The 12988-nt window shown below is 64.8% G+C and carries 20 protein-coding genes and 1 pseudogene; all 21 read left to right on the top strand.

Translation table 11 applies throughout. The annotated features are described in order from the left end of the window. The first annotated feature begins 83 nt into the window (after positions 1-83). The 21 genes and pseudogenes from FB562_RS13665 to FB562_RS10945 all read left to right on the top strand — a co-directional run bounded on the left by FB562_RS13665 (position 84) and on the right by FB562_RS10945 (position 12982). Complete coding sequence (locus tag FB562_RS13665; RefSeq protein WP_185740550.1) at positions 84-224, top strand: hypothetical protein; 141 nt, start codon at positions 84-86, stop codon at positions 222-224. Then, complete coding sequence (locus FB562_RS11020; RefSeq protein ID WP_141881355.1) at positions 221-400, top strand: helix-turn-helix transcriptional regulator; 180 nt, start codon at positions 221-223, stop codon at positions 398-400. Before FB562_RS13665 ends, FB562_RS11020 begins: the two co-directional genes overlap by 4 nt. A 122-nt stretch (positions 401-522) precedes the next feature. Beyond that, a complete protein-coding gene (locus FB562_RS11015; protein WP_185740549.1) occupies positions 523-1302 on the top strand; it encodes a BRO family protein in 780 nt (259 codons plus the stop codon). After that, positions 1302-1409 (top strand): annotated as a pseudogene (locus FB562_RS13970) (NUMOD4 domain-containing protein); the annotation flags it as partial. The gene FB562_RS11015 and the pseudogene FB562_RS13970, both read left to right, overlap by 1 nt. A gap of 39 nt (positions 1410-1448) precedes the next feature. Further along, the gene (locus FB562_RS11010) at positions 1449-1781 is read left to right on the top strand and encodes an HNH endonuclease (protein ID WP_221625413.1); all 333 of its coding nucleotides are present in this window, start codon (positions 1449-1451) and stop codon (positions 1779-1781) included. After that, positions 1778-2071, top strand: coding sequence for an LPXTG cell wall anchor domain-containing protein (locus FB562_RS11005; protein ID WP_141881352.1), 294 nt, complete (start codon positions 1778-1780; stop codon positions 2069-2071). The genes FB562_RS11010 and FB562_RS11005 overlap by 4 nt, the downstream gene beginning before the upstream one ends. Beyond that, complete coding sequence (locus FB562_RS11000) at positions 2068-2310, top strand: hypothetical protein (protein WP_141881351.1); 243 nt, start codon at positions 2068-2070, stop codon at positions 2308-2310. The genes FB562_RS11005 and FB562_RS11000 overlap by 4 nt, the downstream gene beginning before the upstream one ends. Further along, positions 2307-2477 carry a hypothetical protein gene (locus FB562_RS13660; RefSeq protein ID WP_185740548.1) on the top strand — a complete coding sequence of 57 codons (171 nt, stop codon included), beginning with the start codon at positions 2307-2309 and terminating at the stop codon, positions 2475-2477. Before FB562_RS11000 ends, FB562_RS13660 begins: the two co-directional genes overlap by 4 nt. After that, a complete protein-coding gene (locus FB562_RS13655; protein WP_185740547.1) occupies positions 2474-2629 on the top strand; it encodes a hypothetical protein in 156 nt (51 codons plus the stop codon). Before FB562_RS13660 ends, FB562_RS13655 begins: the two co-directional genes overlap by 4 nt. Next, on the top strand, positions 2626-2850 hold the full coding sequence (locus FB562_RS10995) for a hypothetical protein (RefSeq protein WP_141881350.1): 225 nt from the start codon (positions 2626-2628) through the stop codon (positions 2848-2850). The genes FB562_RS13655 and FB562_RS10995 overlap by 4 nt, the downstream gene beginning before the upstream one ends. Continuing rightward, a complete protein-coding gene (locus FB562_RS13650; RefSeq protein WP_185740546.1) occupies positions 2847-3011 on the top strand; it encodes a hypothetical protein in 165 nt (54 codons plus the stop codon). Before FB562_RS10995 ends, FB562_RS13650 begins: the two co-directional genes overlap by 4 nt. Beyond that, positions 3011-4249 (top strand): AAA family ATPase, encoded by a 1239-nt coding sequence (locus tag FB562_RS10990; RefSeq protein WP_141881349.1) that lies wholly within the window; start codon positions 3011-3013, stop codon positions 4247-4249. Before FB562_RS13650 ends, FB562_RS10990 begins: the two co-directional genes overlap by 1 nt. Then, positions 4246-4839, top strand: coding sequence for a hypothetical protein (locus FB562_RS10985; protein ID WP_141881348.1), 594 nt, complete (start codon positions 4246-4248; stop codon positions 4837-4839). Before FB562_RS10990 ends, FB562_RS10985 begins: the two co-directional genes overlap by 4 nt. Beyond that, positions 4836-5312, top strand: a complete 477-nt coding sequence (locus FB562_RS10980; protein WP_141881347.1) for a RusA family crossover junction endodeoxyribonuclease — start codon at positions 4836-4838, stop codon at positions 5310-5312. The genes FB562_RS10985 and FB562_RS10980 overlap by 4 nt, the downstream gene beginning before the upstream one ends. Beyond that, complete coding sequence (locus FB562_RS10975) at positions 5309-5905, top strand: YqaJ viral recombinase family protein (protein ID WP_141881346.1); 597 nt, start codon at positions 5309-5311, stop codon at positions 5903-5905. Before FB562_RS10980 ends, FB562_RS10975 begins: the two co-directional genes overlap by 4 nt. Then, positions 5902-6861 carry a hypothetical protein gene (locus FB562_RS10970; RefSeq protein WP_141881345.1) on the top strand — a complete coding sequence of 320 codons (960 nt, stop codon included), beginning with the start codon at positions 5902-5904 and terminating at the stop codon, positions 6859-6861. Before FB562_RS10975 ends, FB562_RS10970 begins: the two co-directional genes overlap by 4 nt. Further along, complete coding sequence (locus FB562_RS10965; RefSeq protein ID WP_141881344.1) at positions 6858-7253, top strand: hypothetical protein; 396 nt, start codon at positions 6858-6860, stop codon at positions 7251-7253. Before FB562_RS10970 ends, FB562_RS10965 begins: the two co-directional genes overlap by 4 nt. Positions 7254-7279: 26 nt before the next feature. Next, positions 7280-7654 (top strand): hypothetical protein, encoded by a 375-nt coding sequence (locus tag FB562_RS10960; RefSeq protein ID WP_141881343.1) that lies wholly within the window; start codon positions 7280-7282, stop codon positions 7652-7654. Next, positions 7651-8544 carry a DUF2303 family protein gene (locus FB562_RS10955; RefSeq protein ID WP_141881342.1) on the top strand — a complete coding sequence of 298 codons (894 nt, stop codon included), beginning with the start codon at positions 7651-7653 and terminating at the stop codon, positions 8542-8544. Before FB562_RS10960 ends, FB562_RS10955 begins: the two co-directional genes overlap by 4 nt. Positions 8545-8669: 125 nt before the next feature. Beyond that, a complete protein-coding gene (locus tag FB562_RS10950) occupies positions 8670-11234 on the top strand; it encodes a DNA methyltransferase (protein WP_221625410.1) in 2565 nt (854 codons plus the stop codon). Beyond that, a complete protein-coding gene (locus FB562_RS10945; RefSeq protein ID WP_141881341.1) occupies positions 11234-12982 on the top strand; it encodes a DNA cytosine methyltransferase in 1749 nt (582 codons plus the stop codon). The genes FB562_RS10950 and FB562_RS10945 overlap by 1 nt, the downstream gene beginning before the upstream one ends. Positions 12983-12988 lie beyond the last annotated feature (6 nt).

Below are 12988 nucleotides of genomic sequence, written 5' to 3'. Positions count from 1 at the left end.
CCTCAGCACTTACTGAGGTAGCTCGTGAGAACGGCTGGCTTCACACGTCGGGACGCCTCGCTGGCACGGTCAACGCGTCGAAGATGGCGCTCGGACTTGGCGTCGCGAAGTCAACGATCACTCGCGCCTATGACGGCGGCGCAGCCGGAATGGCCTTACTCGAGAAGCTTTCGAGCGTGAGCGACCTGCCTCTCGACGCGCTCGTGGAGCGGAGGCCAGCATGATCGGCCCGGTCTTCACGGTGAAGAGAGCAGCCGAGTACTGCGGCATCAAGACGCAGACCCTCTACAACCTCAAGGCAGCAGGCAAGGGCCCGAAGGCGTACAAGCAGGGCCGTCTCACCGTCTACTACCCGGCCGACCTCGACGCATGGCTTGCCGAGCGTCTCGTCGCCGCTTAGACCGCCAGTTCCCCCGCTGGCCCCGGGGAGCGAGACGACCCCCTCTTCTCGCTCCCCACTCCCTCTTCACCAAAAAGAAGAACCCCCGGTTGCAGCCGGGGGTGAAGCAGAAAGGCAAGGACATGCCAACCACTGAGAACAGTGTAGCGATCTTCAGCTACATCGGACAGGACGTGCGCACCCTGCGCGGCCTTGACGAGATCTGGTTCGTCGCCGCCGACGTCGCCCGCATCCTCGGATACAGCGAGCCCGCCGCGATGACCCGCACTCTCGACGAAGACGAGAAGGGTCTGCGGATTGTGCAGACCCCCGGCGGAGACCAGAGCGTGCTCGCAATCAACGAGCCGGGCCTCTACTCCGCGATCCTTCGCAGCCGGCGACCCGAGGCGAAGGAGTTCAAGCGGTGGGTGACACATGTGGTGCTCCCGGAGATCCGTCAGAAGGGTTCCTACCTGGCGCCGGTCGCGCTCGACATGGGCGCCATCCGTCAGCTGAATCAGGCGGTCGCTACTCTGCTCGAGCACAACGAACAGGTGACCGCAGAACTCGCCGAAGCCACACCGCGCGCTGAGGCGTGGGATGCGATCGCATCCGCCGAGGGCGACTACTCGGTCGGTGACGCGGCGAAGATCCTCGCCCGCGCCGGCATCCCGACCGGTCCGCAGCGTTTGTTTGCGCAGTTGCAGCAGATCGGGTGGACGTTCCGGGGCGGCGACATGGCGTGGCGTGCACGGGCTGACCGTGTCGACCGCGGGTATCTCGCGGAGAAGCCGACGTTCCATTACCACCCGGGGACTGGCGCTCGCGTCGTGGACCCGCCGCAACTGCGTGTGACCGTGAAAGGCATCGAGCAGTTGCGGAAGCGGCTGCACATCGGCGCACTCAAGGCGGTGAGTGCGTAATGCGCGAGGAGTGGCGTCCCGTCGTCGGGTACGAGGGGAGGTACGAGGTGAGCTCGGCCGGCCAAGTGCGGTCTTTGCTGAGCGGCACAGCTCGCGTCTTGCGGCAACCGCGACATCCACGGTGGGGTCATCGTCACGTGAGTCTCATGCGCGACGGGGCGCACAGCGTTCACAACGTGCACCGCTTAGTGGCGTTCGCGTTCATCGGTGCGCCGACTGGACCGGTGGTCCGGCACCTCGACGGCAACCCCGACAACAACGCCGTGACGAACCTCGCCTTCGGAACCGTGGCCGAGAACAACCGCGACACGATCCGGCACGGGCGCAACGTCAATGCGTCTCGGAAGACATGCACCAATGGGCACGACTTCGACGACGCCAACACATACATCCGACCATCCGGTGCTCGAACCTGCCGCGCGTGCAACCGCGACGCTGCAGCCCGAGTCGCCGCGCGCAGAAAAGGACTCGCAGCATGATCGCCACTCTGCTCATCGCGGGCGCGCTCCTGTGCCCTCCTGGGACTGTCCCCGGATGGCTGGATCGGTCGGGTGAGCCGACGTCGTGTGTGAATGACGTCGCCGTATGGGAGGAGCCTGCCGTGGTGCCCCCGCTGGGCGAGTTCCTGCCCGTCCCGGTGGAGCCGCTCACCCAGTTGCCGCACACCGGCCCTGACCCTGCCGCCCCTCTGGTCGGCGGCATCGCACTACTCATCCTCGGTTTCGGGCTCATTGTGGCCCGCCGACTCACCCGACAGGACAACTCATGAGCACCATCGACCACAAGGCGGAGGCAGTGGGCTTCGTCGTCTACAGCGGTGATATGAATCCGGAGGTCACCGGCGAGCGGGCAATGCATGCCCTCGGGCTGGCGCAGGTGCACGCGACGCTCGCACTCGTGGAGCAGCAGAAGCTCGCGAACCGGATCGCTTGGGTGCACTCGCACCAGAGCGCCGGGTATGGCATCCGGCCCGACGAGCTTGAGCAGATCGAGGCGGCGCTCTCATGACCCCTGACAACCGCATCTACGCGCACCTGCCTGAGTCGGATTATGAGCCGCGTCTGCCGTTCGGGCGGTGGTTCATCGCTCTGGTGGCGACGGGCGTGTTCCTCGCCGTGATGGTCGTTATCGGGCTGGTCCTGTTGGCCATCGCCAGATTGGTGGGTGTCCTGTGACCCGCCGCACAACCTATGTCGCCCCCGAACTACCCGGCGTGGATCCGGTGGTTCAGGCCGCGATTGCTCGCACGGTCATCGCATGGGCGGTGTCCGTGATCCTCATCGCTGCAGGTGTCCTGCTCGGCGTCCTGATCGGAGTTGTGCTGTGAGCAGATCATCCGGCCAGTCCGTCACCGAACGCGTCGTGTGGCGCAAATGCGATGGCATCTCCCGGCACACATTCGAGCGAGGAACCCCCCGCGAGTTCGATCTTGAGTGGCCGTGCACGTTCGAGGGCGAAGCCGAACTCCTGATCGATCCGGAGATCCCGGCCGCCGTCTGGACGTGCGACGCGTGCGGCACCGAACACGACGAATGGGGCCAGTCATGAGCTACGGCATCAACCCCAACAATCTGCGCCGCGAGTCCAGGCGCCGCCGCATCGAGTCTTGGGCGTCGTTCTGGATTCTCCTCGCCACCTGCTACGTGGTCCTCGCGATTGCGGTGGGCGCGCTCTTCATCTTCAACCAGCTTCTGAAAGGCACCATCTAATGTCACTCCACATCGTTCAGCTCCAGGCAGAGAACTACAAGCGGCTCAAGGCCGTCACCATCACCCCCGAAGGCAACGTCGTCTTCATCGGCGGGAAGAACGCACAGGGCAAGACATCCGTGCTCGACGCCATCTGGGCGGCCCTCGCCGGCGGCGAAGCATCCCGCGCCACCCAGCAGCCCATCCGCGACGGGCAAGACACCGCGGTTGTGCGGCTCGATCTGGGCGAGTTCATCGTCACCCGCCGGTGGACGAAGGACGATGCGGGCACCCTCACCGTTGAGTCGGCGGATGGTGCGAAGTATTCATCACCGCAGAAGATGCTCGACGATCTGATCGGAGCACGTGCGTTCGACCCGCTCGCATTCACCCGCATGTCTGCGCGTGACCAGGTCGCCGCGCTCGTCGCCACCGTCGAGTTGCCGTTCGATCCTTCCGAGCTCGAGCGGGAACGGAAGGGCGTGTTCGACAGCCGCACCGAAGTAAACCGTGAGGTCGACAAGCTGAAAGGCCAACTGGCTGGGCTGACGAAGCCGAACGATGACACCCCAGATGTGGAGGTTTCGTCGGCGGACATCATCGCCGAGTTCGAGAAGGCACGCGCCCACAACGACGCCATCGTCCGCAGCGAGTCGCTCGCCGTCAGATTCGGCAACGAAGTGGACTCGCTGACGAAGCAGATCGCGGAATTGACCGCACAGTTGGAGGCAACTGCAGCGCAGTTCAGAACGACCGAAGCCGACCGGGCGAAGCTCGGCGACCCGATCGACACCGACGGCATCAGTGCTCGTCTCGCCGGGGTGGAGCAGACGAACGCCGCTATCCGTGAAGGGCAGGAGCACCACCGTGTCACGGCAGCCCTGTCCAGCGTGAAGGAACGCGCCGCACAACTCACGGTGAAGCTGCAGCAGATCGAGAAGCGGAAAGCTGACGCTCTCGCCGCGGTCGACTTCCCGGTCGAGCACCTCTCGTTCAACGAAGACTGGGTCACCTACAAGGGCATCGCGTTCTCGCAGGCATCCGCCGCAGAGCAGCTGCGCGTATCCGTCGCCCTCGCCATGGCGGCGAACCCGAAGCTGCGCGTGCTCAGGATCCTCGACGGGTCACTGCTCGACTCCGACTCGCTCAAGATCATCGCCGAGCTCGCGGTGGATCACGATTACCAGATTTTCATCGAGGTGGTCAGTGAAGACGCCAAGGTCGGGATCATCATGGAGGACGGGAGCGTGAAGGAATGACCGCCCCCGCCTGCACCGTCGACGGGTGCGCCGTGGAGTACGCAGCCAAGGGCTACTGCCACCTGCACTACAACCGGTGGAAGCGCCACGGTGACCCGCACCACGCGCAGCGAATGATGCCGCGTGATGCTTCGATCGCCGAACGCCTCGCATTGCTCACCACTTCCGGAGAAACCCCTGACGACTGCCAGGAGTTCAACGGTGGACTTCACCACACCGGCTATGCCCGCGTGAGGATCGGCGGCGTCGAGAAGGGCTTGCATGTCTGGGCTCTGATCGAAGCATCCGGCGAAGACCATTCGGCGACGATGGACGCGCTCCACTCCTGCGACAACCGAGCCTGCGCCAACGCTCGACACCTCCGCTGGGGAACGCTGCAGGACAACATGGACGACAAGGTCGCCCGCGGCCGTCAGTCGCGTCTGGGCGGCGAGGCTCACCCCGGCGCCAAGCTCACCTGGCCCGCGGTCCGTGAGATCCGGTCGCGCGCCGGCGAGCCGCTGCCCGTACTGGCTTCCGCGTTCGGCGTGAGCAAGTCGCTGGTGTCTCTCATCCTTCGCAACGAACGCTGGATCGAGGCCGCAGCATGACCGGGTACACGCCGTACGTCGCGGCCATGCCGGAGTATTTCGAGGCGGCGGTGGATGCTGTCGCTTTCCAAGTCGACGGGACCCCAGCACCGCAGGGCAGCAAGAAGGGATTCTCCCGTATCGGCTCAACCCGTGTGGCGATGGTCGAATCGTCCGACAAGGTGAAGCCGTGGCGTGCCGCAGTGAAAACTGCTGGTGAGGATGCCATGAACGGGCGCGCCCCGCTCGACGGGCCCCTCACCGTGTTGATCACGTTCCGCCTTGCCAAGCCCAAGACCGTGAAACGCGATCTTCCGACCGTTTACCCCGACCTCGACAAGTTGGTGCGCTCCACCTTCGATGGGCTCACAGCGGCAGGCGTGATCGCTGACGATGCGCGTATCTGCGACCTGCACACCTACAAGCGGTACGGGGAGCCCGGCGCGGACATCACCGTCATCTGCACCCCTGACGTTGAGGCGGTGGCGGCATGAGTTGGCGCGACCGGATCCTCGTCGACGGCAGCGATCGCGACGTGTGGAAGCTCGCACGGCGCCCGGTGATCGGTGCTTCGGATGCTGCGAAGCTCGCCAAGCCGACATCGGTGGACAAGTATCTGGCGGCGAAGCTTAGCGACCACAACTTCACCGGCAACGACTTCACCGCATCAGGCCACAGGTGGGAGCCGATGATGCTCGCCTGGGCTGGCATCACCGAGAACAAAGCCCTCATCCATTCACCGGGCGAGCGCGGCTTCGCAGCAACCCCAGACGGTGCAGACGAGACAGTCGGCGCCGAGTGCAAGGCCAAGCACGGTCGCATCGTCGACGGTCCGTCGCTCGGTGAGTGGCGACAACTGGCGTGGCAGTTCGTGTGCGTTCCCGAGTTCGAGTCGATCGAGTTCATCTGGGTCGAACTTCTCGACGGCGACATTCGCCCGGGCTGCAACGGCGAACCGAAGTCGGTCACCGTCCACCGCGACCATCCGAAGATCCTCGAGCTCACCGCGCAGATCGTCCCCATCGCAACAGACCTCCTCGCACGGCTCACTGCCGCGCTCGAATTCGAAAGGCAGCTCGCATCATGAGCACCGCAATCACCACCTACGACCGTTCCAGCCTCCCTGAGCGCGCCGCGTACGCGCAGACCCTCGCGGGCGCCGCCGATCTGATCCCCCGCGGCCTGTTCGACAAGCAGACCGGCAAGCCTTCCCCGGCGAAGATCCTCCTCGTCATGGAGACCGGAGCCATGCTGGGCCTTCATCCGATGGCGGCCATGCAGGGCATCGACGTCATCGAGGGCAAGGCCACAATCTCCCCCCAGCTGATGACGGGCCTGATTCGGGCCGCCGGTCACCGCCTGGTGATCGAGAAGAGCGGATCCATCAAGGCGGGCAGCTACTCGGTGACCGTCACGGCCACCCGTGCCGACAGTGGCGACGAGTTCACCGACACATGGGACGTGGAGCGCGCCGCGCGCGCCGGGCTGTGCGAGTACGTGCGCAACAGCGACACCGGTGAGTTCGCAGTCCGCGCCCGATCCGAGAAGGGCAACCCGCTGCCGTGGGAGAAGTACCCGGAGCTGCTGTGCGTGTGGCGCGCGATCGGTGTTGTCGGCCGTGAAGGCTTTGACGACGTGCTCAAGGGGCTTTCCTACACTCCGGAGGAACTGGGCGCTCTCGTATCTGAGGATGGCGTGCTCGAGGCTGAGCCGGAACCGTCCGAAGACTGGGCGGCCGCGATCAAGGCGTGCACGACGAAGGAAGAGGTCACGACCGTAGTCGACCGGGCGAAAGCCGCTGGCGAGTGGAATGACGGGGTGCGCACGCTCGCGCTTACTCACTACGGGATGCTCAACCGCGAAGAGACTGCGGGGCCGGTGGGGTCAGGGGAAGACGCGAGACCGTCCGACGAAAGATCGGACGGCCCGGGCGAGCAACTGGGAACCGAGCACCAGCCCTCATCCCCGGCCCCAGCAGTCGACCGCGACCCTGCCGAGCCGACCGATGAAGAGTACGCCGCCGCTGACGCGAATCAGCCATGACCGAGATCGCGAATCTCGCCACCGGCGAACTCGTCGACTACGAGCCGGTCTCTCCGATGGAGATCGAGATGATCATCCGCGAGATCGGCGACCGTCTCGAAGATGCCGTGCCTGTGCTCAAGCACCTGTACAACCAGCGCTATGCGGCCGAGCGGAAGTGGATTGAGGAGCGCGCGAAGGCGATGCTCCGCTCCAGCGAGACCAGCATCACCCGCCAGCGCGCCGAGGCGGATCTCGCATCGCTGCCGCTCAAGCACCAGTTCGACGACGCGAAAGAGATCCTCCACGCCGCCGAGCACCTGCAGAAAGCGCTGCAGTCGAAGCTGTACGGCTACCTCAATCTCAACAAGGCCCAGGCCGCCGCGTACCAAGTCGGCGGTTTCGGACGATGACCACCCACAAGAAAGAGAGAACAGAAATGGCAGAGAAGCACACAGAGTCAGGGCCCGGCAGCTTTGCCGCCGTCCTGGCGACCATCCGGCCGAAGACAGACATCGAACTCGCGGAGAAGCTCTCAAAGCTCATCGAGGACGTCAAGGTCACCGGCAAGAAGGGCACCCTCACCGTGAAGTTCGAGGTGAAGCCCGTCGACGGCGGAGGGCAGGCCGTGATCGTGAACGACGCGATCGCTGTCCGCGCGCCGGAGAAGAACCGTGAGGGGTCGATGGCGTTCATCGGCGAGAACAACCGCCTGCAGCGCACCGACCCGTCAGCGATGCCCCTCTTCGACGACGACATTCGCGAGCACGTAGACCCGGGAACCGGGGAGATCAAGGAGGCACCGAAAGCATGACTATCGAGCTGAACACTCTCGGGTCAGAAACCGAGGCGGCCGTCGTCGCGACCCTCGCGATGCAGGCGGCAGAGGTCGCCGAGCTCGAGCCTGGCACGGTGTATGCGCGCCTCAGCCGTGACGGCGGGATCGAGTTCGCCGACACCGACGAGTATGACGTCGCGCCGCGGCGGGCGAAGGCTTCCCGCACTGTCACGGACGCCGAGTCGTTCGTGAAGTACGCGAACCGGCACAAGACGCCGGGCACGGAGGTGTTCGCGCACACGTCGGCGTCGTCGGTTGTGGCTGTCATCGACTCCCACCAGGGAACCGATGAACTCTCCGGCTGGCAGTCTCACCGGCTCACACTGACGCTCGAGCACTCGAAAGCGTGGCTGGCGTGGGCTGAACACGACCTCGGCGCGAACCCGCGCGGATGGTTCTCCCAGCAAGAGTTCGCGGAATTCATCGAAGACCGTGCACTCGACGTGCAGGAACCGGATCACGCTCGCCTCATCGAGATCGCTACGAAGTTCGAGGCGACGTCCAAGGTCGATTTCGGATCTGCGGTGCGTCTCGACAACGGCGAGGTGCAGTTCCAGTACGTCGAGACGGTCGCGGCGAAGAAGGGCACGAAGGGCGAGATCGAGTTCCCCAAGGAGTTGAAGCTCGCGATCCGCCCTTACATCGGCGGGCCGATCTACTTCGTGTTCGCGTCGTTCCGGTATCGGATCGGCGGAGATGGGCTTCGTCTCGGGTACGCGCTCCAGCGTCCCGAGAACATCCTCGAGGCGGCGTTCTCGGACATCGTCACGGAGATCCGTGAGGGCAAGACGGTGAAGACCGAATCGTCCGAGACGCGTGTGCACGACGGCATCGGAGACGTGCCGATCTTCTACGGCCGCCCGTAGTCGAAACCGGGGGCTCAGCAGGATTACGGCCCGCTGAGCCCCCTCCACACCCCGAAACCCCTTTGAGAAGGAAACAGAATGCACTCCCAGAGTATTGCCACCCTCAACACGTCCAGGCGGACAGCGTGAGCCCTCTCGCGCTTGTCACCGGCGCCGACCCGACTCTGGACTACGACGACTTCTTGCGCGAGAAAGTAGCCTTCGATCGCCGCTTCGGCTTCGAGGTCGCCGACGAGGACCTCTCACCCGTTTTACTGCCGCATCAGCGAGCGATCGTGAAGTGGGCGGTCGCCGGCGGCCGTCGTGCCATCTTCGCCCGCTACGGTCTCGGCAAGTCCGTCATGCAGCTCGAGACTCTGCGCCTCATCCTCATGCGACTGGCCGGCCGCGGTCTCATCGTGGCGCCGCTCGGCGTGCGTGGTGAGTTCATCCGCGACGGCCGTAACCTGCTCGGCATCGAGGTGCGCTTTATTCGCCGCACCGAAGAGATCGACCCCGACTGGTCCGGCATATATGTCACCAACTACGAGTCGGTGCGTGACGGCCGTCTCGACGTCGACGGCTTCACGGCCGTGTCGCTCGATGAAGCCGCGGTGCTCCGCTCCTTCGGGTCGAAGACCTACCAGGAGTTCCTGCAGCTGTTCGACAGCGTCCCGTTCCGGTTCGTTGCCACCGCGACCCCGTCGCCGAACAGACACAAAGAGCTCATTCACTACGCCGGGTTCCTCGGCATCATGGACACCGGTGCAGCGCTCACCCGGTTCTTCCACCGCGACTCGTCCAAGGCGGGGAACCTCAAGATCTACCCGCACAAGGAGCGCGAGTTCTGGCTGTGGCTGAACACGTGGGCGTGCTTCCTGCAGAAGCCGTCCGACCTCGGCTTCTCTGACGACGGATACGACCTGCCGCCGCTCGAGGTGGTCTGGGATGAAGTTCCCACGGACATGCTCTCCGACCAGGTCGACCGCGACGGCCAGGGTGTGCTGGTGAGAGGTGGCGCGCTTGGGCTGACTGGCGCCGCCCGCGAGAAGCGGAACACTCTCAAAGCGAGGGTGGCGCGCCTCATGGAGCTTGTCGCCGCGCACGTGGAGCGAGCGCCGGACGAGCAGATTATCCTTTGGTGCGACCTCAACGACGAGCAGGATCTCATCGCGCAGGCGCTCGAAGCCGCCGGCATCACCTTCTCATCGATCCATGGCGGGCTGCCCGATGACGAGCACGAGCGCCGCCTGGACGAGTGGCGCGATGGGAAGACGTACGCGCTGATCGGTAAGCCGATCCAACTGGGGCAGGGGCTGAACCTGCAGCAGTCGTCCGTGTCGATCTTCGTCGGTGTGACGCACAAGTTCGAGCAGACCGTCCAGGCCGTGCACCGCATCCACCGGTTCGGACAGACCCGCCCCTGCAAGGTGACGCTGCTGTTCGCCGAGTCCGAGTCTGAGGTGCGCGCCACGCTGGAGCAGAAGTGGCGTGAGCATGACTCTCTCACCGACACCATGTCCGATGTTCTCCGTGAGCATGGTCTGAACCCGACCTCGATCAGCTCCGAGCTCACCCGGGCGATGGGCGTCGAGCGTGAAGTCTGGTCTGGCGAAGAGTGGACTGTTGCGCTGAACGACTCCACTGTTGAGGCGCGCGACCACATGGCGGAGAACTCGGTCGGTCTGATCGTCACGTCGATCCCGTTCGGGAACCACTACGAGTACTCCCCGAACTACGCCGACTTCGGACACACGGACGACAACGATCACTTCTGGTGGCAGAACGACTACCTCACCCCGTCGCTGCTGAAGGTGCTGCAGCCGGGCCGGATCATGGCCGTGCATGTGAAGGACCGGATGCTGTTCGGTTCCGTCACCGGCAAGGGCCGCTACACGGTCTCAGCGCTGCACGCGGAAGCGATCGCCCACTACACGCAGCATGGTTTCGACTACTACGGGATGATCACCGTCACGACCGACGTCGTGAGGGAGAACAACCAGACGTACCGGCTGAGCTATACGAAGATGCTCAAGGACCACGGGCCCATGGGTGTCGGCTCCCCCGAGTATGTGCTGCTATTCGGGAAACCGCAGACGGACCGCACCGTCGGTTGGTCTGACGAACGGATCGTGAAGGACCGGGAGGCGTACACGGTCGGGCAGTGGCAGATCGATGCTGCCGCCGAGTGGCGCACCTCGGGGAATCGGCTTCTGTCGCTCGATGAGCTCGCCGCTCTCGACCCTGGCACCCGGCAGAAGGTGTTCACGGAGCAGTCGACCGCGAATGTATACGACTACGACGCGCATGTGGAGCTCGCAGGGAGGCTTGCGGCGAAGAACGCCCTCCCCGGCACCTTCGCGTCCCTCGTTCCCGGGTCGTGGCGCCCCGATGTGTGGACCGACATTCTCCGCATCGACACGCTCAACTCGGAGCAGAAGAAGCGTGACGTGGAAAACCACATCTGCCCGTTCCCGCTCGAAATTCCGCGTCGCCTCATCAACATGTACTCGAACCCGGGCGACCTGGTCTACGACCCGTTCGGCGGCATCGGCTCCACGGCGCTCTGTGCGGTGCAGGCCGGGCGCCGGGCGTACTCGTCGGAGCTGAACCCGGCATCTGTCGCTGACTCGCTGGTGTACCTGCGACGGCATGATGCGCGCGCGGCCATCCCTTCCCTGTTCGACCTGGACGATGAGGCGGTCGCCTGATGATCACGGTTACTGACCTGTTCTGTGGCGCCGGCGGTTCCTCGTCTGGCCTCGCAACCCTCCCCGGTGTGCGTGTCGTCATGGCGGCGAACCACTGGAAGCTGGCCATCGACTCGCACCAGGCGAACCACCCGGACACGGATCATTCGAACGCTGACATCTCGCAGGTGGAGCCGTCATGGTTCCCGACGACGGACATTCTGTGGGCATCACCGGAGTGCACGAACCACAGTGTGGCGAAGGGTGTGAAGCGGCAGCGGGCGCTGAATGAGGCGCTGTTCGACCTCGACGGCACCCGCCCCCTCCCTGATGAGGCGGCGAACCGCTCGAGGGCCACCATGTGGGATGTTCCCCGGTTCGCGGAGTACCACCACTACAAGGCGATCATCATCGAGAACGTTGTCGATGCCGCGAAGTGGATTCCGTTCCCCGCCTGGTTGCAGACGATGGAGCTGCTCGGATATGAGCACGAGATCGTGTGGCTGAACAGCATGCATGCCCAAGCGCGTGGACTCCCTGCCCCGCAGTCACGGGACCGCATGTACGTCGTCTTCTGGCTGAAAGGCAACCGGAAGCCCGATCTGCAGAAGTGGACCCGCCCACAGGCGTTCTGCGAGCGGCACGGGGTCATCTCGGCAATGCAGGTGTTCAAGAAGAAGGAGCACTGGGGCAGGTACCGGGCCCAATACGTGTACAAGTGCCCTCAGTGCGCGGCCGTGGTGGAGCCTGCCTGGTTGCCGGCGTCGTCCGCGATCGACTGGTCTATCGCTGGGACACGTATCGGTGACCGGGAAAAGCCTCTGTCACCGAAGACGATGACCCGCATCCAGAAGGGCATCGAGAAGTACTGGAAGCCGATCACGCTCGCCGCGGCCGGGAACACCTACGACGGTGTGACCACCGGGAGCGGGTACCTGCGGGCGTGGCCTGTCGATGAAGCGCTGCCGACTCAAACGACGACCGCACAGCATGGTGTGGCGCTGCCCCCGCTGATCACTGACGGCATCCGCGGGGAGGGCACAGTCCAGTCCGGGGCTAATCCGATGCTCACGCAGACGACGGCGCAGACGAAGGGATTCCTCGCACCGCCGCTTGTGGTTCGAGGCGAAGGCAACGAGGTCCCCGCCAAGCCTGTCGGTGATTCGTTCGGCGCGTTCACTGCTGCAGGTAGCCAGTTCCTCGTCGTGCCCGTGGAGGGCCGCGAGGGCAAGACCGCGGCGAGCGGATCAGATCCCCTGCGCACACAGTCCACCAGGAACGAGACAGCGATCGTCGTCCCGCTCCGCAACAACGGGGTAGCCAAGTCAGCCGATCGTCCCATCGACACGGTGTCAGCGAACGGGAACCACCACGGGCTGCTGATGCGGAACAACACCGGAGGGTCGGAGATGACAACACCCGTCACGGAGGTCATGCGGACGCTCACCACAGGCGGCCACCAGTCGCTGCTCGTCCCCTACTACGGGAACGGCAACGCCGGGCCCGTCAGCGACCCGCATCGGGCGCTGACCACCGTCGACAGGTACTCCCTCGTCACCGGCCCGGTCGACGTCGAAGACTGCGAGTTCCGGATGCTCACCCCCGACGAGATCAAGGTCGGGATGGCATTCGCCCGGGAGTACATCCTGCTGGGCACGAAGCGGGAGCAAGTCAAGCAGAGCGGGAACGCTGTCACCCCGCCGGCCGCCCGCGACCTCGGGGCAGCTGTCATCGAGTCCCTGGGTATCGAGATTGAGAGGGCAGCATGAGTGAGC

It is taken from the genome of Homoserinimonas aerilata, assembly GCF_006716125.1.
Taxonomy (GTDB): domain Bacteria; phylum Actinomycetota; class Actinomycetes; order Actinomycetales; family Microbacteriaceae; genus Homoserinimonas; species Homoserinimonas aerilata.
Note: the sequence above shows the minus strand (reverse complement) of the source record. Positions and strands in the feature narration are given on the sequence as shown.